The following is a 26,141-nucleotide window of genomic DNA, read 5'->3' as shown; positions in this document are numbered from 1 at the left end:
TTGTGCTGGAATTTTACCATGATGACTAAAAATGCCAATTCTCCCTTTTCTGTTGGACTTCCCGCCCTTTATTTAGTGGCCTTTTTATCGGGAATTTCCCTAGGGTTATTTAATCCCTTTGTTTCTACCCTTATGAAAGAAGAGGGTTACGACAATATTGTTATTGGGGCAAATTCTACTCTTTACTTTTTTGTCATTGCCGCCGGAACACCAATTGTGGCTAGTATTCTTCGCCAAATTGGATTAAGAAAAACCATGATGTTAGGATTCCTTTTAATGGGAATAACTGCACCTCTATTTGCCTTTACTACTCAATTATCTCTTTGGTTTATCATTCGTGGCGTTATGGGTTTGGCCTGTTGTTTATATCTGATTTCTGGACAAACCGCTATTAACTATTTTTGTAATGATCAAAATCGAGCCATGGTTAATGGTTTAGATGCTTTAGCTTTTAGCTTAGGTTTTGGTATCGGTCCGATTATGGGAGCAGTCGCCTATAATCTTTCTCCTAAGATCACTTTTTTATTAGGAAGTGGCTTAATTTTAAGTGGAATTGTTGTTGTCTTTTTTGGATTACCAGAGAAAACGGTTAAGTTTCAAAAGCCCAACTTTAGCATTATTCAAAAGCTCAAACTTCCCCTACAAGGAGCTTTTGCTTATGGCTTCAGTGTTGCCACCTTAGTTTCTCTTTATCCACTTTTTTTACTCGAACAAAACTATGGTATTGAGCGCATGGGGTTAATCTTTGGCTTGTTTATTTTAGGCGGATTAATTTCAACCATTCCTATTACTCATTTAGCCGATAAGATGGGTAAGATTAAGGTTTTAGTCGGTAGTGTAATTATTGTCATTGTTTCAGTTTTTGGCTTATCTTTAATCCAAAATCCCATGATTACCCCCTTTTTAGCTTTTGTCTCTGGGGTAGGAATGAGTCCCATTTTTCCCTTATCGTTAGCCCTGATTGGTTCTACCGTTACCCTTAATGAATTATCCTCCGGGAGTGCTGTCTTTACCTCAATTTATAGTGCAGGTTGTACCGCCGGTCCTATTCTATCAGCTATTGTCATGACCATGATGGGAACTCGGTATATCTTCTCATTAATGTTAGTCATTTTTGTCTTATTTTTGCTGAGTTTAAGTCAGTCCAAAAAGTCCCATCTTGACTATCAACATTCTTCGGAGAATAGTTAGGAAAGTTTCTTCAATTTTAACCCCCACTAATTAACCACCTTCACAATTTATTCAAGGACAAAATTATGGAAAAATTAGCAATCATTGGTTCGGGTATTTCTGGCTCTCCCATCGCCTATTATCTTCAAGATCAATATGAGGTTGATGTCTATGAAAAAAGTAGTCGTGTCGGCGGTCATGCTCACACCTTAGATTTAGATGAAGATGGTCAACGGATTTCTTTTGATACGGCTTTTGTAGTTTGTAATAAACCTAATTATCCCAACTTGATGAAATTTTTTGCTGATTTAGGAGCAGAGACTCAAGATCATTTAGGCGGATTTAATTTTTATAATTTGGATACTGGAATGCAGTTTAATTCCCTAGATTTAGAACTGCCGATGGAAGAATTTGCTCGTCAGCAATCCTCTGAATTAGTCGCTTGTTATCAAGAAGCTAAACGTTTTTTCTCAGAAGCACGGGCTGATTTTTGGGAAGGAAAAACGAGAATTTCTATGCAAGAATATCTAGATAAAAATAACTATAGCCAAGCCTTTCGAGATAACTTTGTCATGCTAATGGGGTCAGCCGTTTGGTCAATTCCTACTGATTTATTAATGGAGTTTCCCGCTTCAACTTTCATCAGCTTTTTTATGACTCATGACCAAGGAGGATTAGGGGGAAAAACGGTCGAATGGCAAACCGTTAAAGGAGGAAGCAGTCGTTATGTTGAAAGGGTCAAAGATGCTTTAAAGAAACCCATTCGCACTGAACAAGAAGTGGTTTTTATTCAAAAAAGGGAAGACGGAAAAGTAACGGTTAAAACCACCACCGATGAAGAGGTTTATGATAAAGTTGTCATCGCTACTCATGCCGATCAAGCATTAGAAATACTGGCTGAACCAACCCCGTTAGAAAAACAAATATTAGGCTGTTTTAAATACAATGAAACCGCCGTCACTGTTCACACTGATCCCGTTATTATGAACCCCGATCGCAGTAAATGGCAATCCTGGAATTATGGGCAAGTAACTAAAGAAGGAAAGCTTTATACTTATGTCACTTATTATGCCAATAAAGTACATAATTTTACCGCCAAGAAAGATTATTTTGTTTCCTTAGATACCCCCCCCATCGCCATTGATGAAGACAAAATTATCCGCATTCTTAAGTATCGACATCCAGCTTATGACATGAATACTCTAGAAGCCCAAAAACAAATTTATCAACTCAATGAAACTGGCCCCATTTACTTCTCAGGGACTTATTTTCACATCAAAAAACGAGGCATTGATTCCTACGGATTTCATGAAAGTGGCATCGGTTGTGCGGTTGAATTAGTGGAACGTTTGAGAAAAGGATAATGTTTGGCAAAATACAGAATCAATAATCAGCAACTATACTCAAGTATTTTGGTTGACTCTTTTGAGTAAATTCAACTACAGTTAACCATAAGTTTCTTAAAAGAATTTTAAAAATTCTAATCTTTTTTGAAACCTCCTTTAGGTTAGAGAACACATTCTTGACTACAAACTCTAAAAAATTGACACAGGAGACTTAAACAATGCTCTCAAAACATCTAGTAACTCTATTAGGATTAACCTCTGTAATCGCTCTTAATCCTGTTCTTTCTGTTCATGCCGAACCTCAAGTTTATTTAGAAGTTGAGGGAAAAGAAAGCCTAGAACTAAATACTAATACTTTAGCTATTTTAGAAAATATTGGATTAACACTGAGCGATGTTGAAAGTACCGCAACGCCTGCCCCCGGCTTTTCCATTGGTTCCGTTTTATTGCCTCCCAATTCTGACCCCAATGTTCGAGGAACGACTTATACTTTCCTCTATGATGATGACCCTGTTCTTTATGTTCCCTTGGGCGGAACAGAAGAGTTTTTAGGAACGTTTACCTTTGAGGTAGATACCACCAAGTTGAATAGACTAGGAACACAATTCACGATTGGCAATTTTTCCAATTCTTTTGACGAAGATTTTAATTTTTTTGTGACTGATACAGCCAATACAGGTTTGCAAGTCTTTGATGTTGCATCATCAGGTATTCCTAATATTGATCTTAATACTCTGACTTTCGTGCTTGAAGGAATTGAATTATTCTTTTCTCAAGAATTCAGTGACTTGTTAGTAAATGCAGGGGCTACTCAGTCAGTAGCGGGATTAAAATTCATTGATGGTAGAGCCGATCGTTCTTTGATGTTAGTCTCTGCTTCAACTCCTGAACCCTCATCAATTTTAGCTCTAATTCTGTTAGCAGGAGGCGGTATTATTGGCGGAATTAGACAAAATCAAAAAAAATAAGTAGTTAATTTTATTGACTTAAAATCAGTTGAGGTAATTTTTGCTTAATCTAATCCTCAGTAACAAACAAAGAATCTACAAATTGTGCCAAAGATTCTCCATTTTGCTGAGGAATTTACCATTTTAAACTAGATATAGATGATGTCTAGATAGGAAGTTGAAAAATTCTGATCTTTTCTGAAACATCCTTTAGGTTAGAGAAAACATTCTTGACTACAAACTCTAAAAAATTGACACAGGAGACTTAAACAATGAACACAAAACATCTAGCAACCCTATTAGGATTAACCTCTGTAATAGTATTTAATCCTCTTCTCTCCGTTAAAGCTGGGTAATGATTCGGTAGTAGTGGCGTAGCTCTCTTGCTTACCTGGTATGAATTGTGTAAAATATTTATTAATAAAAATAATTGGCTCGAATCAGTCTTTAAACCTCTAGCTTGATCATGACTTTTCTGATAAATATCTTTTTCTGGCTCCTGTCTGGCTTACTGAAATATCAGTCTAGCACCGAACAAAGTCCCCCCCCTAGTTCACCTCCGTTCCCCTGTCCTAATTGTGGTTCTCACCATACGATCAAGAATGGTTCTATTCATAATGGAAAACCCAAACGTCAATGTAAAGAATGTGGTCGTCAGTTTGTGATCAATCCCACTAATAAAACCGTCTCTGACGAAACCAAACAATTAATTGATAAACTCTTGCTCGAACGAATTTCCTTACGAGGAATTGCTAGAGTAACAGGGGTAAGTTGGTCATGGTTACAAAATTATGTCAACAATAAACTGGCGGCTGTCCCCCGTCAAATAAAGGTTTCGGACAAACCAAAAGGTAAATTGGTTATAGAATGTGATGAAATGTGGTCTTTTGTTTTTTCTAAGACGATAAAGGTCTATATTTGGCTGGCAATTGATAGAAATACAAGAGAAATTATTGGTTGCTATTTAGGAGATAGGAGTCGTCAATCAGCCAAAAAACTTTGGGCTAGTTTACCAGGTGTTTACCGACAATGTGCAGTTGCTTACACAGACTTTTGGGAGTCATATAAGACAGTAATTCCCAGTAAACGTCATCGACCAGTCGGGAAAGAAACTGGTCAAACTAATCATATTGAAAGATTAAATAATACCTTTCGACAAAGGATTTCTCGGTTGGTGAGAGAGAGTCTATCTTTCTCTAAAAAAATGGAGAATCACGTTGGGGCTGTTTGGTATTTTATCCATGACTACAATGCACAACTGGCAAAGGATTAAGCCGCCATCACTACTACAGAATCACCACCAAAGCTGAACCTGTTATTTATATCGAAACAGGTGGAAAAGAAAGTCTTAGCTTTGATCCCGATGGATTAGCCATCTTAGAAAGTATTGGTTTATCTTTGGCATCTGTTGAGGATACTAATACTCCTGCACCAGGATACGATCATGCTTTTGATATTCTTCCTCCTAGTTCTGACCCCAATATACGAGGAACTGACTGGGTATTTAGTTACGATAAAGAAACAGGCAATTATGAAGTGATTAGTGGAACGACTGAATTTACGGGAAGTATATTTTTTAACGTTGATCAAAATAAGTTGAGTCTTCCCTCAGTTTTAGAAATAGGAAATTTTTCCGCATCCTTCCAAACAAACACTAATCCAGATATTCCCTTACCCTTTTTGGTTTTTATAACCGATACACTCAATACAGGTCTTAAAGTTCTCAGTCCGATCGAACCTGGATTACCTAATGTTGACCTCAATAATAATACTTGGTCACTGGAACCTGTTCCTTTTCTTTTCACTAAAGAATTTAGTGATTTTTTAGGAAAAGCTGGAGCGACTCAATCGGTGGAAGGGCTACAAATTGCTATCGGTAGAGCAGATCGTTCATTTGTGCCTTTATCGACTCAAAGTGTCCCTGAACCAAGCAGTATATTAGGATTATTAATGGTTGTCTTAGTTGCAGGTTTTCTAAATTTTTATGTATTAAATAAAACTACTAATTTTTTACTAAATCATTTAACTAGACTCCTCGACAAAAACAAAAAATCTACAAATTGTGCCAAAGATTCTCCATTTTGCTGAGGACTTTCCCACTTTAAACTAGATATAGATGATGTCTAGATAGATTGAAATTAAAAAAACTTAATCATCAAATCTAAAATTAATCTATCTAAATCGCTAATCCTTGCCAATTTAGAAATACCCTGATCAGTAAAAACCCTTAATGGTTTTTCAATATGCCCCTATTTTGAATTAGGAAAAAACTCATGTCTATGCGTCATTTTGCTTTATTACTTGGGCTAACTACCACTGGAACAGCCACTTTATTAGCTCCCCTTCCCACTCGTGCTGCTAGTTGTGAAACAGGTGATTTATTTGATTTTGGTTCCATCCAATTTATTACAACTCGGCCCATTGCTTCTAATAACTGTTTGCGGTTATTTGGAAAGCGAACAGACCCGACTCCTCAAGGATTTGTGGGCTATGGCGCAGGTCACACTGAAACCGCTTTAAATTCACCAGGAAATCCAGCCCCCTATTATGCTGCGGGGATTGATTTTAGTCCCGAAAATGTGCCAGGTGCAACCCGATCCGCCACCTTGTTAAATAATATTACAGGATTTTCTAACTTTGCGACTTTCCTCACCAATAACAGTATTAATGTCGATCGTATTGGGTTTAGTTTTGGTCCTAAAAACGGGGATTTTACCAAGAGTTGGAATTTAGGAAATGATATTAATGGACAGAACTATTTTTCCTCTCCTACATCTTCTCTAGAAGAACGCATTTATGCCGCTAATCTTAATGAAGTAGAAAGCTTTTTATTGCTAGATACCACTAAAATTATTAGCTTTGGTTATAGTGATATTTACTCATTCTTAGAATATGGTGCAACCACTGCTTCTAGTGATGACACAGAAGCCATTATTAGTGATCCCTTTACTGTTTCTAAGGTAGCCGGCCTGCTCGGAGAATTTGACGGATTAGCCGATGCTTTCTTAGCGGATGTGAGTTCTAATAAGGTACAATTAGTCAGTGAAGATGCCGCCGTTTTTCCAGATCGTGTTTTTTTTGATCCTTCGTTGGGTAATTTGAATCCTGTCATTTCGATTCAATTTCCCCTGCAACTGAGAATTGTTTCGACTCCCGAACCGTCTGTTATCCTTGGCTTAATGAGTTTAGGCATTATTGCCGTGGGGTGTCGTTTAAAAAATAAAATTCGGAAAGAATAAGACAGCAGTTGTAGATAAGCTGAGACCCATCCCGGTCTTCACGTTAAATGCTCTCATGAATAGACTTATGCCAGATAGCCATCCTCTGTCACCCCCGACGTCGGAAGATCCCCTAAAAATCACCGTCACCTCTTCTGAACCTCAAAAACACTCACAACGCCGTTTCCAAGGGGTTAGGCGATGGTATCTTGGGGGACTTTTATTGTTAGGAGTCGGTTATGGGATTGGGTCAATGAGTCAACCAACTCAACCAATCGCCCCTTCTGTTGCCGAAAATGAACATCTTCTCCCCGTTGAAATCGACCAGCTAGTACAGGTCAATGCTTATCAACAGTCTCGAACTTACACTGGGGAAATTGTCGCTCAAAATACCAGTGATTTAGGGTTTGAACGAGGAGGAACAATGACTCAACTGCTGGTGACAGAAGGACAATGGGTGAATCAAGGAACGCCCCTTGCTCGTTTAGATGACCGTCAATTAATCGCCCAAAAACAAGACTTATTAGCCCAAAAACAACAGGCTTTAGCACAATTAAAGGAAATGGAGGCGGGTTCTCGTGCTGAAACCATTGCCGCAGCCCAAGCAAATTTGGCTCAAGCAAAAGCTCAGCTACAAGAGATGGAAGTGGGACATCGTGCTGAAACCATTGCGGCAGCTCAAGCGCGTTTGAAAACCCTGCAAGCACAATTAGCTTTGGCTCGTAGTAAACAGGAGCGACGACAGAATCTTTATACGCAAGGGGCTATTTCTCGTGAACAGTTTGACGAAGTGGTCACAGATATGGATAGTCAACAGGCAAGGGTTAATGAGGCCCAGAGCCAATTAGATGAGCTATTAGCAGGAACACGCCCTGAAATCTTAACTCAACAGCGAGCAAGGGTTAAACAGGCTCAAAGTCAACTGGATGAGTTGTTAGCAGGGACTCGCAGGGAAGTGATTGAAGCCCAAAAAGCAGCTATTAAACAGCTAGATAGTCGTTTAGCTAGTATTGAACTTGATTTAGAAAAGACCGTTCTTAAAGCCCCTTTTTCGGGCAAAATTCAAAAACGTTATCTCGATCAAGGAACGGCGGTACAAGCGGGTCAAGGGGTGGTGCGTTTGGTACAATTAGACGGGGTTAAAGCCCATATTGGTGTTCCTACGTCCCTGACTTCTGAGATCAAGATGGGACAATCACAAACCCTACAAATTGACCAAAAATCTTATTCAGCGACCGTTAAGGCAATTTTACCTGAACTAGATGCTGCCAGTCGTACCGTAACGGTGGTTTTTCAAGTTAAAGGAGCAGGAAGTACAGGCGAGATTACCTCGCCCCTACTAACCACTGGACAAATTGTAACCTGGCAATGGCAACAAAACATTAATACTTCGGGTTATTGGCTACCTAGTACCGCTCTTGTTAAGGGAATTCGAGGATTATGGTCAATTTATGTCTTAGGAGATGGGAATGCATCCCAAGGATTTGTCGTAGAACGTCGGGATGTGGAGGTTTTATACACCGATGGGGAGCGAGTTCTCGTGCGAGGAACATTAGACGGAACCGAAAAAGTGATTACTAATGGCACAAATCGCATTATTTCGGGGCAAAGGGTAAAAATTAGTAAACAGTAAACGGTGAGCAGTTATCAGTTAACAGTGAACAGTGAACAGTAAACAGTGAGCAGTTATCAATGAAAAGCTGAACACCTATTACTTATTACTTATTACTTAAGTGGGTGGGTGGAATTAAATATAAGATGAACGTAGGTTGGGTTTCATGCTTCAACCCAACCCCCGATTATGTTAAGCTACCGCTAACCCATCCTACAAATAATTGTGCCTCCCTACTTATTACTTTCTCCCCCAAACTTCATAATTCTCAATTCTTAATTGATCATTCTCCTATGTCTTCTATCTTTTATAAAAACGTCCGATTATTAATTTTAACCATTCTGGCGATCGTAGTTTGGGGGCTATCTTCCTTTTTCAGTTTACCTCGTATGGAAGATCCCGAATTAACCCCTCGTTTTGCGGTCATTAACACCCAATTTCCTGGCGCAACTCCTGAACGGGTAGAAACCCTTGTTACAGATAAATTAGAACAAGCTTTACTAGAAGTCGAAGAAATTCAAAATATTGATTCTACCTCTCAGCTTGGCTTCTCCAGCATTACCATTGAATTAAATGACCAAATTACCGATGTTGATCCCGTTTGGTCACAAATTCGTGATAAAGTTAATGATGCTGTTTCTCAATTACCATCGGGAACTTCTCTCCCTGAATTTGAAGAATCAAAACCGAAAGCCAACGCCTTAATTGTTGCTTTAACTTGGCAATTATCAATCCCTCCGAATTATGGTATTTTGAGCCGTTTGGCGCAAGAATTAGAAGATGATTTACGGTCAATTGAAGGAACAGAAAAAGTTGAATTATTTGGCAATCCTACGGAAGAAATTCGAGTTGAAGTTGATCCCCAACAATTAACCCATTTAGGGTTAACTATACAGTCCCTTTCTCAACAAATATTAGAAAGTGATGCCAAAGTTGCTGCCGGCCAATTACGAAGCGAACAAAGTAACTTATTGCTGGAAATTGAAGGAGAATTAGATTCTTTAGACCGTTTAAATCGTTTATCAATTAAATCAGGTGCTTCTAGTCAAGTAGTGCGATTAGGTGATATTGCCCGAATTAGTAAAGGAATTGAAGATCCCCCCAGAGAAGTCGCGATGATTAAGGGAAAACTGGCGATCGCAATTGCTGCTTTTGTGGAATCTGATAGACGCTTAGATTCTTGGATGACAGTCGCCAAGGCTAAGTTAGAAAGATTTGAAAAAAACCTTCCTCAAGGAATTGGCCTACACATTATCTTTAATCAAAGTCGTTATGTGCAGCAACAACTGGACTCGGTTTTATCAAACCTGATCATGGGTGCTGTCTTAGTTTTTGGGATCACCTTTGTGATCATGGGCTGGAAATCATCTTTAATCGTGGGAACATCCCTTCCTTTATCAGTTTTGATGGTTTTTGGCAGTATGAAGGTGTTAGGCATTCCCCTACATCAAATTTCGGTAACAGGGTTAATTATCGCTTTGGGATTATTAATTGATAATGCGATTATTGTGGTTGATGAGGTGCAAATGGCTTTAAAAGAAGAAGAAGGTATATCACCGCTCAAAGCCGTTGCTACTACCGTACATCATATTTTTATTCCCTTACTCGCTTCTACCTTTACCAGTGTTATCGCTTTTTTGCCCATTGCTACCGCTTCAGGAGGAACTGGAGAATTTACCGGAACGATTGGAGTAACCGTAATTTTAGCCCTAATTAGCTCGTTTATTCTATCTGTCACCGTGATTCCCGCCTTAGCGGGAAGATTACATCATTGGCAACCAACCCCCACAAATGGATATTGGTGGCAAAGCGGATTTACCCATTCTCGTTTAACCTCCCTTTATAAGTGGAGTTTAGATCGCACTTTTCAACGTCCCTTATTAGCGATCGCCCTTATTCTTATTCTTCCCTTATGGGGTTTTATTGGCTTTCCTGCCCTACAACAACAGTTTTTCCCCCCCACCGATCGCGAACAATTTCATTTAACCTTTGAATTACCCATCAGTGTGTCTTTACCCGAAACTCAGTCTCAAGTGATGCAAGCTCGAAAGTTAATCTTACAGCATCCTGAAATTCAAGACGTTCAATGGTTTATTGGGAAAAGTGCGCCGTCTTTTTACTACAATGTCTTACAAAATCGAGAACAATCTCCTAATTATGCTCAAGGAATTGTTCAACTTCAGAAAAACGTCAAGTCGGGTGCGTTAATTCGCACCTTACAGCAAGAATTAGATCAAGCCTTTCCCCAAGCGCAAATTATTGTCCGACAATTAGAACAGGGTCCGCCGTTTGATGCACCGATTGAATTACGCTTATATGGGTCAGATTTAGTGCAATTACAGGTTTTAGGGGATCAAGTTCGGGCCGAATTAGCTAAAACCCCTGATATTATCCATACTCGCGCCACTTTAAGCGAAAGTTTGCCCAAATTAGCTGTCAATCTTAATGAAGAAAAGTTACGTTTAGCAGGGTTAGATAAAACAGCCGTTGCTCGTCAATTAGACACCAGTTTAGAGGGAACAGTCGGAGGCTCGATTTTAGAAGGAACGGAGGAACTCCAGGTTAAAGTCCGCACTTCCGATAGTCAACGGGGCAATCTAGCAGAAATTAGCTCATTAAACCTCTTATCTTCAGGAAATTCTGCACAATCTTCTCAAACCATTGTTCCCTTATCAGCGGTGGGAAATGTGGAAATTGTCCCCGATATTGTTACCATTGCGCGTCGTAATGGCCAACGGATGAATACCATACAGGGTTTTATTCCAGCTGGTGTATTACCGGAACAGGTACTCTCTGAGTTTGAAAAACGATTAGAAATGAGTAATTTTCAGTTACCCTATGGTTATTCATGGGATTTTGGCGGAGAACAAGGAGAACGTCAGGATGCTTTAAGTAATTTGATTGCAACTCTTGGGGTTTTAGCGATCGTTATGGTGGCCAGTTTAGTCCTCACTTTTAATTCTTTCCGTATGGCTAGTATTATTATTCTTGTGGCGATTTTATCCTTAGGACTAGGCTTAGGATCATTGGCCTTGTTTAATTATCCTTTTGGGTTTACAGCGATTTTAGGGATCATTGGACTGTTAGGAATCTGTGTTAATGATTCGATCGTAATTCTTGACGCTTTGCGTCATGATACTCAAGCCAGCCTTGGTTCACGTCGAGCAACTCGAAATGTGGTTATGCGAGCTACTCGTCATGTGGTAGCGACCACCTTAACCACGATTATCGGGTTTATCCCTTTATTATTTGATCCCAGTGGTTTTTGGCCACCTCTTGCGATTAGTATTGTCGGTGGGTTAGGTGGCGCAACTTTAATGGCGTTATATTTTGTTCCTTCCGTATATCTACTCTTCGGTCGTAAAAACCTTACACAGAGTGCTAAACCTTGGTAGCGGTATGATTATCGCCGTCATTTTGCCCACCTTCCGCACTTCTTAACATTCAATTGATAATTTTTACTAATACATTGCTTACAACCGTTTGCCAGTAAAGATTGTAGTAGAGCATCAATTTTGTTTTGAGGGATAAAAAAAGAGCTAATCTGGAAGAAGTTATCCAACTTCAGACAAAAAAATGCCGAAGAAAAAATATATTGTAGATCTAACAGACTCCGAAAGAACTGAACTCGAGCAGCTAACCAAGAAAGGAAAAATAGCAGCTTACAAAATGAACCATGCCAGAATACTGCTTTTAGCAGACGTCAATCAACAGGAAGGTGGTTGGACTGACTCGAAAATTAGTGAAGCCTTAAATGTTGCTCAAGCCACCATTGAGAGAGTACGACAAAGATTTGTCGAGTCAGGAATTGAATCATCATTAACTCGAAAAAAGCAAGAACATCGCCGTGCCAAAATTATCGATGGGGAAAAGGAAGCAGATCTGATTGCCATCGCTTGTAGTGAAACACCAACGGGACGAGCAAAATGGACACTTCAAATGCTGGCAGATAAAATGGTCGAACTTGAATATGTGGAAAAAATATCACGAGAAACCATCAGAAAAACCTTAAAAAAAATGAATTGAAACCATGGCTGAATCAATCATGGGTCATTCCCCCAAAAGAATCAGCGGAGTTTGTCTGTGCCATGGAAGATGTCTTGGATATTTATCATAGTGAGTATGACCAGCAAAATCCCTGGCTGTGTTTTGATGAGAGTTGTAAACAATTAGTCAAAGAAACAAAAGAGAAAATACCAGCCGAACCGAGAGAACCAGAAAGGTATGACTATCAATATGAGCGTAATGGTGTAGCCAATATGTTTATGTTTTTTGAACCATTACAAGGTTGGCGACATGTAGAAGTTACACAACAAAGGACGGCGAGCGATTATGCACACCAAATGAAATATTTGGTTGATGAGCGTTATCCGGATGCCCAGAAAATTAGAGTAATTCAAGACAACTTAAATACTCATGTAAAAGCCTCATTATATAAAGCCTTTGAACCGGAAGAGGCCAAGAGAATTTTAGATAAACTCGAATTTCATTACACTCCCAAACATGGCAGCTGGTTAAATATGGCAGAAATTGAGTTGAGCGTTTTGAATCGTCAATGTCTTGATCGTCGTATCCCAGACATGGATAGTTTAAAACAAGAAATTAAGGCATGGGAAGAAAATCGAAATGAAAAGTCAAATTTAGTTGACTGGAGATTTACTACTGCTGATGCTCGTATTAAATTAAAAAAACTCTATCCCTCAATTCAAACTTGACAGACTACTAGGAGAGTTCTGCCACTGAGTCAATGCCACTGGCTGCTTGACACCCCCCCCTGAACGGTTACGAATCAGCAACGTCAATAGGCTCTAATTCCTCAAGAAGAATGAGATAATCTTGTCCGATTTTTTGAATGGTCGTAGGAAGATGGAAATTACGAGAATATTCAATTCTTATCTCTAACTGACCATCTATGATTAGGAAAAAGAATTCAATCAATGTGGTACGTTTTTGATCCGGTGGCGATAAACGACAATCGCGCTCGCCATAAACAAACTCAAACAAGTCAGAGAGAGGAACAGAACGATTTCCCAGATAATTAGCCCGTACTGAGGTTAAATTACTATCAGGATAGAGATATTCAGGTAAAGACTCACCCATCCAATCATAAGTTACGCCATTCATTGGTAAGCTTTCAAACTGCTCATTGATGGTACTGATAGTTTTTTCCCAAGTCGTAGAAGTGGATAAATTAATGCCTATGGGAAAATTTACAGCATAATTGCCCATACTTTCCATAAAAGGCTGACCTTCGCCTAAATCTCGCCCATGACTACGATGACTGATAACCACCTGTTGGCGTTGACTCCAATCACCTAATAAACGGTATAAAGGAGCAAGGAGAATAGGATAAAAGTTAGACTGATAATAAGCCTTGCCTTGGCTTAATAACTGTTTAGTTTGCGCTTTACTTAGGACAAATCGCTCACTTTCGGCAGAAGCTTCAATATTTGGGCCTTTGACATGATCGACGGGGACTTCAAAGCGACCCTCTGCATCGGGAAATTGTTCCTTCCAATAATTCAAGTGTTCGTTCATTGTTCCTTTTTTCTCCTCATCCCTCAAGACTTGTACAAAATCTAAGTAAGACTGAGGATTAGGGTTAGAAAAAGTCGGCTCACTTCCTACCAATAATTGATGATAGGCACTCCAAAGTTCCTTAAACAAGATGGTTGCACTTAACATATCGGCAATGATGTGGTGAGCGATCATCGTAATATCGTAGCAATAGGGACTAACTTTAACCACAAGAGTGGCAGTGAGTGGCCAACGGTCAATCTGGATTGTTTTAGCTAAATCTGACATTTGAGCTTTGATTTTAGCATTACGTTCTGCTTCTGTTAAGTGGCTTCCATCCCAATAATTTGCTAGGATAGGTTGAGGATCATTGATCAGGTATTGCTGCCATTTACCTTGATTTTGTAGGCAAACCGTCCGAAAAGCTTCATGACGTTGCACCAAAAGATTAGCAGCTTGATTGAAAATATCAAGATTCAAAGACTGATGATAGAGAAAACGAGTATAACCCAACCATTGATAGGGAGGTTCAAAATAGTTGACTAACCAACTTTGTGCCGGTCCAAGGGGTATAAGAGAAGGAGTAGGGGGAGCAGCGGGAGCAGCGGGAGCAGGAAGTAATTCGGCGGCTAATGCTTTACGGTCTAACTTTCCGTTATGATTCTTAGCAAGTTGTGGAAACCAAGCGAATCGTTGAGGAATCATGTAATGGGGGAGTTTCTGCTCTAAATGTGCTTTGAGAACTCGGTTTTTGATTTTATCCCCCGATAAACAAGCAATTAATCGTTTTTGTCCTTCGCCGTAATCAATAGCTAAAACGGCGGACTCCCGTACGTTGGGATGAGTGGTTAAGATGCTCTCAATTTCCCCTAGTTCAATGCGAAAACCCCGAATTTTGACCATATTATCGATACGTCCATGATATTCCAGCGTACCATCGGGTAATTCCTTGACTAGATCGCCTGTCCGATAAATATAGTCGCCAGAGACATCAGAAAAAGGATTAGAACAGAACGCTTTAGCGGTTTTTTCAGTATCTTTGAGGTATCCTAACGCTAATTGTACGCCACCAAGCCAAAGTTCTCCCATTTCCCCTTGTTTAACAGGTTGCATCTGATCATCCAACACTTTGAGATAGACATTATCGATCGCTTTTCCGATGGGAATTTGGCTGCTGGTGCGTTCGTCAGGACGTTCTGTAATAATATGGTAAGTCACATCAATTGAGGCTTCTGTCGGTCCATAAAGATTGGCTAAACCTGTCTTTAATCCATAACAATCAAGCCATTTTTGGATAAAAGACATGGGTAAGGCTTCCCCACTAAAGATTAACCAGCGTAAATCAGGAAATGTCCAAGATTCGTTTTCAATCGCACTGATAAATTCCCCAAAGAGGGAGGGAACAAAGTGCATTACATTAATTTTAGTCTTTTTAATCCATGCAGCAAATTGCCAAGGATTTAAGACTACTTCTCGTTTGACGGGACATATTGTTGCACCTTCCATTAACGTCCAGAAAATTTCCCATACGGAAATATCGAAGCAAAAAGAGGTGCGTTGTGCCACGCGGTCGCCTGTTTTCAGGGAAAATGTCTTTTGCATCCATTCTAGACGATTCATATAACCGCGATGGTTTAACATTACCCCTTTTGGCCGTCCTGTTGAGCCAGAGGTATAAAGAATTACCATTAAATCCTCAGGACGATTACAAAGATTTATGGATTCTTTACTGTGTTTTTGCCAGATAGAAGTGGTAATCTGAGTTAAATCATTAATTTTGTTTAATCTTTCTCCTTCATCTAAAAAGAGGACGGTTTGCAAGGGTAAAGGTTCTGTCACACAAGAAATTAACTGTTCACTTACCTGATGTTCGGTAAGTAAAATCTCGATAGTGGCATGATCAAGAATATAACGCAATCTTTCGACGGGATAATCGGGATCTAAGGGTACATAACAGCCCCCTGCTTTAAGAATTCCTAAAATACCAATGATCATGCGCGGATTTCGTTCCGTCATAATTCCTACTCTGGTATTGGGGTTAACACCTTGAGTCTGTAAATAAGCAGCAACTTGATTAGAAAGATGGTCTAATTGTTGATAAGTTAGGGGACAAGTCTCATCTAAAACAGCGATCGCATCAGGGGTTAATTGTGCTTGTTTAATAATTTTATAGTAGGGAATTTCGGGGGAAAAGGCCATAAGAATAATCCTCTATTAGATGTTAGGTGGTAGGGGCGCAAGGCTTGCGCCCATTGGTCTTTTAAAAGGTAGCCATTAAGGACTGATTACGAACCTTCGCTGGTTGAGTTATAGCCGTACAAAAACGTTCAAGATATCATAAATATTTGTGGATTCTTACCTAGGTAAGAATGACATATTTTTGTTCGTCCTAAACTTGATTTGTAGGGCTATATTTTACGCATAGCTGTTGAGTATTGAAGGTTGAGATGGGGCTAAAATAACCGCCATTTCTTGCAAGGTACGACAATTTAAAAGGTCTTGGCGATATTGTTTGCCATAAATCCCTTCTAGCTTGGTAACAAGGCGAATGCGTTCTAAAGAATCTAGTCCTAAATCTGCCTCCAAATCATCACTTATTTCGTCTTCTTCAATTGTCCAATGACAAATTTCGGAAGTTATTTGTCGTAGCATTTCTTCAATCTCTGTATTAAGAGCAATAGATGAAGGATGATAAATAATAACTTGATCCTGGACGGGTAAATTGGCTAGTTCTTCAATTTGGCTGACATAGGCTGTCATTAATTGATCTATTAGCAATAAGTCAAAGTGATGGTAATCGTAACTTGCAAATAAATGAAGACGATTATTAAAGATTTCTTGCAAAATATCAATTGTTCCAGTGGCGTTCATTCCTCCTGCTTGATAGTCAGTAATTGATAGAGTATCATACCGAGTTTGCAGGTGAGTTTGTCCCGTATAAGGAAGGTATAAATTAGACTTTAAAGCCTCCTGTATCAAATAAAGACTATGGGGGGGGATTTTACCATTTTCTAGGGTAATATTATCTCGAAAAATTGTTCCCATTTGACGAGTTTGCGCCCGATCTAAACCAGTGCCAATATGTTGTTGTACAATTTGCTGAATTTGGCTTAAAAAGGTCGGCCAATCTTGATCAGATTGAGGTTTAGCAAAAGTTAATGCCAGATTTTGAGCAAAACTACTAACCACACCTGTTGCATCTACTTCGGGGTAAATTCGTCCACTGGTGGGAATCGAAATTACGATGTTTTCAGCTTTTGAATCTAGTTGTGACATAGTTTTTATAAATGCACCTAATAATAGTGCATTCATCGGGACTCGCCATTGACGGGTTTTGTCGATTAATTGAGAGGTAGTTTCTGCTGAAAGTACATACTTTTGGTTGTAAAAGAGAGGATGATTTTGAGCATTTTTTTGCTGTTTAGGTTGCCAACGATAGGACATTCCAGACACAGCATTATTGTATTCTGCTAAAGCTCGATCTTCCTCAATATCTTGCCAATCGTTCATTAATTGAACCTGTTTTCGATAATCTTCTACAGTCAATGTAGGGGGAAGATTTGGCGTTTCTTTAGCAACTAGAGCGCGGTAAATTTCCAAGAATTCTCGCATCATGACATGGTTACTTAAACCATCTGAAATTAAGTGTTCATTCCCTAAAAATAATTGATGAATTTGATCAGATAATTTAAGAACAGAAAATCCATGCAACGGCCATTGCGTTAAGGACCAGTTATAGTTTAACCAATGATAGATTTCTTCTTCAATTTTTTCCCCTTGTTCCTCAGGAGTTAAAGTGGTGAAATCTTTAACAAGAATTTCAGGAGGAATCGGATTTTCTAGCACTTCTAATTGATACTCTGCAAAGCAGGCGGCATCTTCTGGAATCTGAAATTGCGCCCGTAACATGGGATGTCGATTAATTAACAGTTTCCATGCTTGTTGAGCAATATTTAAGTCAAATTCTCCTGCGATTTTAACCTTAGTAAATAAACTATTAGAATTGAGACTCCAATAACTCATTAACAAGGGAATTTGACTATGGAGAATAGGAACCAGATTCGAGGATTGTGTTTTGAGGTTTTTGGTTTGTGGTTTAGGGTTCGATATTTGAGGTTTCGGGGATGAAGTATGAGATTGAAGAAGGGTTAATAATTCCTGAAGATTGGAGACTTGCATTAAATGGCGTAGGGAAAAGGTTTCACTAAATTGACTACGTTGTTCTTCAGGAATTAATGACAGTAAACCGTTCATTAGTTGGGTCATCATAATAGAATCTAACCCTAAATCTGCTTCCAAGGAAACATTCAAACTCAATTGCTGAGGATTTAAACCCGTAATTTTACTTATTAAGGCAATTAATTGACTTTCTAGGCTTTCTGCTTGATTGTCTTCTTCTAATTGTTGCCAATCGGCAAGAATCGTTAATAATTCCTGAAGATTAGAGACTTGCATTAAATGGCGTAGGGAAAAGGTTTCACTAAATTGACTACGATTTTCTTCAGGAATTAATGATAGTAACCCATTCATTAATTGGGTCATCATAATAGAATCTAACCCTAAATCTGCTTCCAAGGAAACATTCAAACTCAATTGCTGAGGATTTAAACCCGTAATTTTACTTATTAAGGCAATTAATTGACTTTCTAAGCTTTCAGCCTTGATTTCGTTTTGTTTTTGGGTTGGGCGCAAGCCAGGCACCCCTAAAGTTTCTGTTTCTTGACTTTGGTGTAAGTCTTGCCCTTCTACGGTTTCTGTCCCTTGGGTTGGGCGTAAACCAGGCGCCTCTACGGTTAACCAGTAGGGTTGTTTTTGGAAAGCATAAGTAGGTAAAGGAAGACGAAGACGAGCATAATCTTTATCAAAGCCATTCCAATCAATATTAACCCCAGAAACGGCTAATTTCGCCACACTTTGTAATAAAATTTGCCAATCATCCTGTCCTCGTTGTAGGGAAGATAACCACAGATAATCAGGGTTTGCTAGGGTTTTTTGACCCAATCTCGTTAAAATCGGATGAGAGCCGATTTCAATAAATAGATTATAACCTTGGCTGGCTAAGGTTTCTATTGCCGGGGCAAATTGGACGCATTGACGCACTTGTTGACACCAATAGTCCTCTGTTACTGCTTGGCTGATTTCTTCACCTGTGACGGTGGAAATCCAATCTAATTGGGGTGTTTTATAGGTAATTTTACCAGCGATCACTTTAAATTCCCCTAATATCGGTTGCATCATCCCGGAATGAAAAGCATGAGATACCTTAAGCAGACGCACTTCAATGCTTTGTGATTCTAAATCTGCTTTAATCTGATTAATCGCTTCCTTATCACCCGAAATAACAATATTTTCCGAACTATTGATAGTTGCAATCTCAACTTGATCCCCATAAGGAGAAATAACAGATTTTACTGTTTCAATAGGGGCAAATATGGCTGCCATTGCGCCTTTTTGGGGTAAAGACTGCATTAAGCGTCCTCTTTCGGCAATTAACTTGATTCCCTCTTCGAGAGAATAAACCCCTGCAACACAAGCGGACACATATTCCCCCACACTATGACCTAAAACCCCATCAGGTTTAATGCCCCAAGACTGCCATAATTTATATAATGCGTATTCAATGGCGAATAGGGCGGGTTGAGTATAAGCAGTTTGGTCTAATAAGCTAGAATCACTGTATAAAACCTCTAATAAGGACTTTTCTAGGTAAGGTTGCAATAAGCGATCGCATTCCTCTAAGGCATGACGAAAGGTGGGTTGAGTTTCATACAGTTGTCGTCCCATGTCTGCATACTGAGAACCTTGTCCTGTAAACAAGAAAGCAATCTTATTTTGACGACTTTTTGCAACTGCTTGGCTGAAAACATTCAAACAAGGTTGTTTTTGCGTAAATGCTGTTAAAGAGTCCTTGGCTTCAAGGGTTGATTTTGCCAAAATTGCCAGACGATGGTTAAATTGTCCTCGTCCCGTGTTGGCACTAAAAGCTAAGTCTGCTAGGTTTAATTGAGGATTTTTCTCTAAATAGTTGACCCATTTTTGCGCTAAATCATCTAAAGCATCGTCGCTTTTCGCTGATAGAGTGAGTAAATGAGCAGGACGATCCACTTCAGAGGGATTAAAGCTTAATTGAGGCGGTTCTTCGATGATAATGTGGGCATTTGTGCCACTTAATCCAAATGCACTAATTCCAGCCCTTCTAGGTTCTTCTGTTCGCTGCCAAGGCAGAGAAGAGGTAGGAATTTTGAGAGCGGTTGCGGCAGCCGCTAAATCAGGATTAAGTTCTTTAAAATGAAGATGGGGGGGGATTTCTTGATTTTTTAGCGATAAAATGACTTTTAATAGGCTGGCCATCCCTGCTGCAATTTCTAGGTGGCCGATATTCGTTTTTACTGAACCTACCATTAAGGGGTTATCAGTGGAACGATCTTTGCATAGTACATTGTTAATCCCCCGCACTTCAATAGGGTCGCCTAACGCTGTTCCTGTCCCGTGTGCTTCTAAATAGCTAATTTGTTCGGGTTTTACTTTTGCATTCTCCAATGCTTGACGAATAACTGCCATTTGGGCCGCTCCATTGGGAACCGTTAAACCACTACTGGGGCCATCTTGATTGACCGCCGAGCCTCTAATTACCCCTAAAATGTTATCTCCATCGCTTATAGCATCAGAAAAGCGTTTTAAGACCACTATTCCACAGCCTTCCCCTCTCACATAGCCATTTGCATCTTTATCAAAGGTTTTACAACGACCATCAGGGGACAAAGCGCGGGTTTTAGAAAGATATAACGTCACCTCCGGGGATAACATTAAACTAACTCCCCCTGCTAAAGCTAAATTTGACTCTCTATTGCGTAAGCTTTGACAAGCCAGATGTACCGTGACTAAAGAGCTAGAACAGGCGGTATCAATGGCTAAACTGGGTCCTTGTAGCCCTAAAAAATAGGATAAGCGACCTGAAGCGAAACAAAACGCATTTCCTGATCCCGTATAGGCATCAATGGGAATTTGTTGCTTAATTTGCCGTTTTGCGTAATCATCCAAGCCAATGCCCACAAATACGCCTGTTTGCGTCCCTGTCAGCTTCTGAGGTGCAATTCCAGCATTTTCTAACGCTTCCCAACTTACCTCTAATAATAATCGTTGTTGAGGGTCTAGTGCGATCGCCTCCCGGGGAGTCATCCCGAAAAATTGCGGATCAAATTGATCCACTGCGTCAATAAACCCGCCATAACGAGCATAAGTTTTGTTAGGAAGATCGGGATTTTCGTCATAATAAGCCTCCGCATCCCATCTTTGGCTAGGAACAGGGACAATTACTTCTTTTCCCCTTGATAATAGCTCCCAAAACGCCTCTGGACTATTTGCACCCCCTGGAAAACGACACCCCATGCCAATAATAGCGATCGGTTCATTTTTTTGCCGTTCTAAGGCTTCAATCTTGTTACGAGCTTCTTTAAGCGCAATAATTGCTTTTTGTAACGGCGTTAATTCTGTTTTCTGGTGATGAGACTCCATGATGTTAAAATACTCCTTAGATGTTAGGTGTGAGGTGTTAGTTATTCAGATAACTGATAACCGTTCACTGTTCACTGTTAAAGTAATGCTTCTAATTCCGCCAATTCTCGCTCCATTAGGGCTTCTGTTTCTGCTTGTGACAGCAACTCCAATTCAGCAAGCACTTGGTTAAGTTCTACAGCATCAGTTGACCCTATTTCCGAAGAAACCTCAGAATTCTCAGAATTTAATTCCCAAGCAAAAACTTCTTGCACAAAATACCGTGCTACATCACCAATAGTCGGATACTCAAAAGCAAAAGTAGAAGGTAAAGTGACAGAAAAGAGGGATTCTAGACGATTTTTGAGTTCTACCGAGATTAAAGAGTCCATTCCCATCTCAAAAAACCCTTGATCAGTGTCGGGCAAGCTGGATCGACGAATTCCTAAGATTTGCGCCACTTCTTGCTGTAAACGAGTGGTTAAGAGGGTGACTCGTCGGTGGGGAGGGGTTTCTTGGAGAGTTCGAGGGAAATTCTCGACCGTTTGCCCAAAATTATCCTGATCTTGCTTGAATAACGCTTCTAAGAAAGCCACCCGTCCTTTTGCTGCAACAATCGTTTTAAACTTAGACCAATCAATCTCTGCTACCATGGTTTGAGTAACATCATGGTTAATCAGATAATCTAAGGTGTCTAAGGCTAAATTGGGTTGTAATGGATTGATTCCCAGGCGTTTTAAGCCTTCTTCATAGCCTTGCGTGGCCATTCCCCCTTTAGCCCAAGGTCCCCAGTTAATGCTTAACCCTGTGAGTCCAGACTCCCGACGGTAGTGCATTAAACCATCTAAGAAATGGTTGGCAGCGGCATAGTGAATTTGACCTCGTGATCCGATTAAAGCAGACATGGAAGAGAAACAAACAAAGAAATCTAAGGATAAATCTTGAGAAAGTTGGTGTAAATTCCACGCCCCTGCTGCTTTAGGATTAAATACGCTCTCAAAACAATCGAAATCCATCTTGTCAATGGTGCGATCGCTTAAAACCCCTGCCGCATGAATAATACCCTGTAAGGGAGGACAATTTTCTTGAATTTGGTGAAAAAGTTGACGGGTTTGTTGATAATCACTAACATCAGCGGCAATTACTTGAATAGTAGCCCCTTTATCCTCTAAAGCTTTGATTTTTACCTGTTTATCCCTTGAATGGTCAGCTAAGGCTCGCCGACTGGTTAAGATTAAATGATTGGCACCTTTTTCAATTAACCAATCTGCTAAACTTAATCCTAAAGAGCCTAAGCCCCCAGTAATGAGATAACTGGCTTCTGTCTTCTTAAAATTGATGTTTGAGCTTTTTATTGCTTTATTAGGTACTAAACGGGCAACATATCGTTGATGATCCCGAAAAGCGATGCGATCTTCTCCTAGATTTTCTGTTATTTCAGCAATAATTGCTTGAGACGATGGTTGTTTTTCTTCTAAATCAATCAATCCTCCCCATAAATTGGGATATTCAAGGGCAATAACTTGACCCATTCCCCATAAGGAAGTTTGCGCTATTTTAAGCGGTTTAACAGCATCATTCACCGATTGTGCTTGTTGTGTTATGACCCAAAGTTTAGGGGGTTCTTTAGTTTTAAATTGAGCTAAAGCTTGTGTTAGATACAATAAACTGGCATAAGAACGAGTTTGAGAGGTTTGGGAGTTAATATCGCTGTCTAACCCCCATAAATAGACCACTTTGGTGATCGGTTCAGTTATATCTTGTAACAACCGTTGAAAATCCTTAACATTATTAGGATTAATTTGATAATGACCTGACACAAACTTCTGATAAGTTTGACCAGAAGACACCAAAATATAAGCATCATTTAGCGTTGTTGCTAAGGCTTTACCGACTCCTTGATTATCATTAAAAATTAACCACCGTTCTCCTTGACAATGCTTATTTTTTAAGTTTAAAGGACTGAGTTGCCATTGCACTTGATAACAGTTTTTACTCACATCCTGTAGGATAGGCATCTTGCCTGCTATTGTTGCATCTTCTCCCACCAATAACTTTAATAATTGGGGTAAAAATTGCTTGACTTCTGGTGATAATTGATCACTTTTATTTAACTGTTCTGTTAGTTGTTCAGTTTTGCCTTCAACTAATAGATTAAGTAAACTAGAAGCAGAAGAAACAGACTTAAATCGAGGTTTATCATCACTGACCCAATAAGATTCATGTTGCCAAGGATAAAGCGGTAACTTAACAAACTGACAATTTTCGGGATATAATTTTTCCCAATTAATCGAGTGTCCCCAAGTGTAGAGCTTTCCTAAAGAATTTAATAGCGTTCCCCGTTCAGAATGTTCTCGTCTTAGAGAGGGTAAAACAAATCCCTCAGTATCTTGTTCTCGCAAGCTACTCTTAATATATCCCAATAAAACAGGATGGGGGCTGATTTCAACAAAGATAGTATGACGAGATTTAATCATTGCTTCAATAGCAGGGTTAAAACGTACCGTCTGACGCATATTTTGTCCCCAATAAGCGGCATTAAATAATGTCCCCTCTTGTTGATCACCTGTTACGGTTGAGAAAATTGGTATGGTGCTTTTTTGAGGCTTAAGATATCCTAATTTTTTAACTAACTTATCCGCAAAGTCAGTCATTTGTTGACTATGAAAAGCATAATTAACAGGGAGTTCTTTGGAGAAAATATCAGGATGGTTTTGGGACAATTCAGCAATTAATTGATTGATCGATTGAGACTCCCCAGATACAACCGTTGAATAGGGACTATTAATGGCAGCAATTTCTAATTTACTTTCCCAAGCAGCTATTAAGTTTTCTACCTGATTAACAGGTAATTCAATCGCAAGCATTTTTCCATTTCCTGTTGCTTGCTGCATCAACTGTCCGCGCTGACAAATCAAATGAATAGCTTCATCAAGAGTTAGAATTCCCGCAAAATGGGCCGCTGCAACTTCTCCCAAGCTGTGACCAACTACAGATTTAGGATTAATCCCCCAAGATTGCCATAATTTAGCTAATCCAACTTGTAAAGCGAATAAAGCAGGTTGAGAAACTTCTGTTTCTTGTAAACGAGAGAGAGCTTCAGACGCATTAAATTCCGCTAATAATGACCAGTTAGCATACTTTTGAATCAAAGTATCACATTGTTCAATAACAGAGCGAAAAACGGGTTCTGTTGCTAATAATTCTCGTCCCATTGCCCACCATTGAGGTCCTTGGCCAGAAAAGACAAAAGCAATGTTTGTTTTACGTTTTGAAGGCTTAGATTGAGTCGATAAATCAATCATTTCTAACTCTTTTAAACCCTTCAATAATTCTTCAGGAGAATGAACCACAACCGCCTGACGATGAGCATGATGAGTCCGTCTTAAACCAGCACTATAGCAAAGATTCTGGACAAATTCAGGAGTTAAAGCTTGATCTTTCAGGAAATCTTCATAATTTTGAGCTAAATCTCTGACCGCTTCGTGACTATGGGCAGATAAAGGAAGTAAATGAGGGAAAGTTAAGGCAATTGGTTCTGGGTGAGATAAATTAGCTTCTTCCAAGATAAGATGAGCGTTTGTTCCCGAAAATCCAAAAGAACTAATTCCCACCTTGGCGGATGCTTCCTGTTGTGGCCAGGTAATTAAAGATGATTGAAGCTTAAGGGGTAACTTATCAAAGGGAATATAAGGATTCGGCTTGTTAAAATGCAGACTGGGCGGAATTTGCTTGTTTTTTAGGGAAAGTGCCATCTTAATCACACTGGCAATTCCTGCCGCTGCTTCGAGATGTCCTATATTACTTTTTACCGATCCCACCAAACAAGGATTATCCTTGTCTCGTCCTTCTTCTAACACAGATCCCAAGGCTATCGCTTCGATGGGATCGCCTAAAGATGTTCCAGTCCCGTGCAATTCCACATAATTAAGCTCTTTTGGCTCAATTTCGGCATTTTTCAAGGCTGATCGAATCAAGCTTTCTTGTGCCGGTCCATAAGGAACCGTTAACCCCTTGCTGCGTCCATCATGATTAATAGCAGTTCCTCTAATTAACGCATAAATGGAATCCTTATCTGCGATCGCTTGAGCCAACGGTTTGAGAATAATACAACCGACTCCCTCACTTCGCACATATCCATTGGCGCTTTCATCAAAGGTTTTGCAACGTCCATCAGGAGACAAGGCTTTCAATTTGCTTAACGCAATATTACCAATAGGGGATAAAATCAGGTTAACTCCTGCTGCGATCGCCATTGAAGACTCATCATTCCATAAACTTTGACAAGCGAGATGCACTGCGACCAAAGAGGAAGAACAAGCCGTATCTACCGCTAAACTAGGACCTTTTAAGTTAAAAAGATAGGAAAGACGACCGGCTGCGATATTTGTGCAGTTTCCTGTTAAATCATAGCCCTGGGGTTGGTGGCTATATCCTGCATGAATGCGACTATAATCGTTTGTGGCAATTCCCACAAATACACCTGTTTTCGATCCTGCCAATTGTTCCCGTGCTATTCCGGCATCTTCAATGGCTTCCCAAGCTACTTCTAAGAGTAAGCGTTGCTGAGGGTCCATTAATAAGGCTTCTCTAGGAGAAATCCCGAAAAAATTAGGATCAAAACCATCAACTTGCGATAAAAATCCCCCATGACGAGAATTCATTTTCCCCTGTGTTTCGGGATTCTCATCATAATATTCATTAATATTCCAGCGCTCCTTAGGAATTTCGGTGATTCCGTCAATTCCCTTTGATAATAATTGCCAGAATTCATGAGGATTATTCGCTTTAGGAAAACGACAGCCAATACCAATAATTGCAATAGGTTTCATAGTTG

The 26,141-nt window shown here is 39.7% G+C and carries 12 protein-coding genes; 9 read left to right on the top strand and 3 right to left on the bottom strand.

Going from position 1 to position 26,141, the window contains the following annotated elements:
* Nucleotides 1-18 precede the first annotated feature (18 nt).
* From B5D77_RS11645 to B5D77_RS25850, 9 genes are all read left to right on the top strand, one after another.
* On the top strand, nt 19-1,191 hold the full coding sequence (locus B5D77_RS11645; protein WP_008207011.1) for an MFS transporter: 1,173 nt from the start codon (nt 19-21) through the stop codon (nt 1,189-1,191).
* A 65-nt stretch (nt 1,192-1,256) separates the two neighbouring features.
* Nucleotides 1,257-2,534, top strand: coding sequence for an NAD(P)/FAD-dependent oxidoreductase (locus tag B5D77_RS11640; protein WP_106908867.1), 1,278 nt, complete (start codon nt 1,257-1,259; stop codon nt 2,532-2,534).
* Nucleotides 2,535-2,734: 200 nt separating this feature from the next.
* Entirely contained in the window at nt 2,735-3,484 is a 750-nt protein-coding gene (locus tag B5D77_RS11635) for a PEP-CTERM sorting domain-containing protein (protein ID WP_106908866.1), read from the top strand.
* 445 nt (nt 3,485-3,929) lie between these two features.
* Nucleotides 3,930-4,736 carry an IS1 family transposase gene (locus B5D77_RS11625; protein ID WP_254052957.1) on the top strand — a complete coding sequence of 269 codons (807 nt, stop codon included), beginning with the start codon at nt 3,930-3,932 and terminating at the stop codon, nt 4,734-4,736.
* A gap of 125 nt (nt 4,737-4,861) precedes the next feature.
* The gene (locus B5D77_RS11620) at nt 4,862-5,551 is read left to right on the top strand and encodes a PEP-CTERM sorting domain-containing protein (protein WP_254053071.1); all 690 of its coding nucleotides are present in this window, start codon (nt 4,862-4,864) and stop codon (nt 5,549-5,551) included.
* A gap of 185 nt (nt 5,552-5,736) precedes the next feature.
* Nucleotides 5,737-6,702: a hypothetical protein gene (locus B5D77_RS11615; RefSeq protein ID WP_008207005.1), complete on the top strand. Its 966-nt coding sequence runs from the start codon at nt 5,737-5,739 to the stop codon at nt 6,700-6,702.
* 55 nt (nt 6,703-6,757) lie between these two features.
* Entirely contained in the window at nt 6,758-8,314 is a 1,557-nt protein-coding gene (locus B5D77_RS11610; protein WP_253860502.1) for an efflux RND transporter periplasmic adaptor subunit, read from the top strand.
* 272 nt (nt 8,315-8,586) lie between these two features.
* The gene (locus B5D77_RS11605) at nt 8,587-11,688 is read left to right on the top strand and encodes an efflux RND transporter permease subunit (protein WP_106908864.1); all 3,102 of its coding nucleotides are present in this window, start codon (nt 8,587-8,589) and stop codon (nt 11,686-11,688) included.
* A gap of 181 nt (nt 11,689-11,869) precedes the next feature.
* Nucleotides 11,870-13,008 (top strand): IS630-like element ISMae29 family transposase gene (locus B5D77_RS25850; protein WP_159036960.1). Its coding sequence is split into 2 segments (ribosomal slippage): nt 11,870-12,302 and nt 12,302-13,008, totalling 1,140 coding nucleotides; the frame shifts between segments, so codons are not numbered across the junction.
* A 67-nt stretch (nt 13,009-13,075) separates the two neighbouring features.
* Here B5D77_RS25850 and B5D77_RS11590 read toward each other — a convergent pair.
* The 3 genes from B5D77_RS11590 to B5D77_RS11580 all read right to left on the bottom strand — a co-directional run bounded on the left by B5D77_RS11590 (nt 13,076) and on the right by B5D77_RS11580 (nt 26,136).
* Entirely contained in the window at nt 13,076-16,009 is a 2,934-nt protein-coding gene (locus tag B5D77_RS11590) for an amino acid adenylation domain-containing protein (RefSeq protein WP_106908863.1), read from the bottom strand.
* 216 nt (nt 16,010-16,225) lie between these two features.
* Nucleotides 16,226-21,325 (bottom strand): type I polyketide synthase, encoded by a 5,100-nt coding sequence (locus tag B5D77_RS11585; RefSeq protein ID WP_106908862.1) that lies wholly within the window; start codon nt 21,323-21,325, stop codon nt 16,226-16,228.
* Nucleotides 21,326-21,402: 77 nt separating this feature from the next.
* Entirely contained in the window at nt 21,403-26,136 is a 4,734-nt protein-coding gene (locus B5D77_RS11580) for a type I polyketide synthase (protein ID WP_106908861.1), read from the bottom strand.
* Between the last annotated feature and the right edge of the window lie 5 nt (nt 26,137-26,141).

The sequence above is a fragment of the Microcystis sp. MC19 genome (genome assembly GCF_003019735.1).
Taxonomy (GTDB): Bacteria; Cyanobacteriota; Cyanobacteriia; order Cyanobacteriales; family Microcystaceae; genus Microcystis.
This window is presented reverse-complemented; position numbering and strand designations above follow the sequence as displayed.

What these genes read in the sequence shown, in the direction of transcription:
- B5D77_RS11640 (WP_106908867.1), top strand. Translation starts at nt 1,257, where the DNA reads ATGGAAAAATTAGCAATCATTGGTTCGGGTATTTCTGGCTCTCCCATC.
- B5D77_RS11605 (WP_106908864.1), top strand. Translation starts at nt 8,587, where the DNA reads ATGTCTTCTATCTTTTATAAAAACGTCCGATTATTAATTTTAACCATT.
- B5D77_RS11610 (WP_253860502.1), top strand. Translation starts at nt 6,758, where the DNA reads ATGAATAGACTTATGCCAGATAGCCATCCTCTGTCACCCCCGACGTCG.
- B5D77_RS11625 (WP_254052957.1), top strand. Translation starts at nt 3,930, where the DNA reads ATGACTTTTCTGATAAATATCTTTTTCTGGCTCCTGTCTGGCTTACTG.
- B5D77_RS11645 (WP_008207011.1), top strand. Translation starts at nt 19, where the DNA reads ATGATGACTAAAAATGCCAATTCTCCCTTTTCTGTTGGACTTCCCGCC.
- B5D77_RS11615 (WP_008207005.1), top strand. Translation starts at nt 5,737, where the DNA reads ATGTCTATGCGTCATTTTGCTTTATTACTTGGGCTAACTACCACTGGA.
- B5D77_RS11635 (WP_106908866.1), top strand. Translation starts at nt 2,735, where the DNA reads ATGCTCTCAAAACATCTAGTAACTCTATTAGGATTAACCTCTGTAATC.
- B5D77_RS11580 (WP_106908861.1), bottom strand. Translation starts at nt 26,136, where the DNA reads ATGAAACCTATTGCAATTATTGGTATTGGCTGTCGTTTTCCTAAAGCG.
- B5D77_RS11590 (WP_106908863.1), bottom strand. Translation starts at nt 16,009, where the DNA reads ATGGCCTTTTCCCCCGAAATTCCCTACTATAAAATTATTAAACAAGCA.
- B5D77_RS11585 (WP_106908862.1), bottom strand. Translation starts at nt 21,325, where the DNA reads ATGGAGTCTCATCACCAGAAAACAGAATTAACGCCGTTACAAAAAGCA.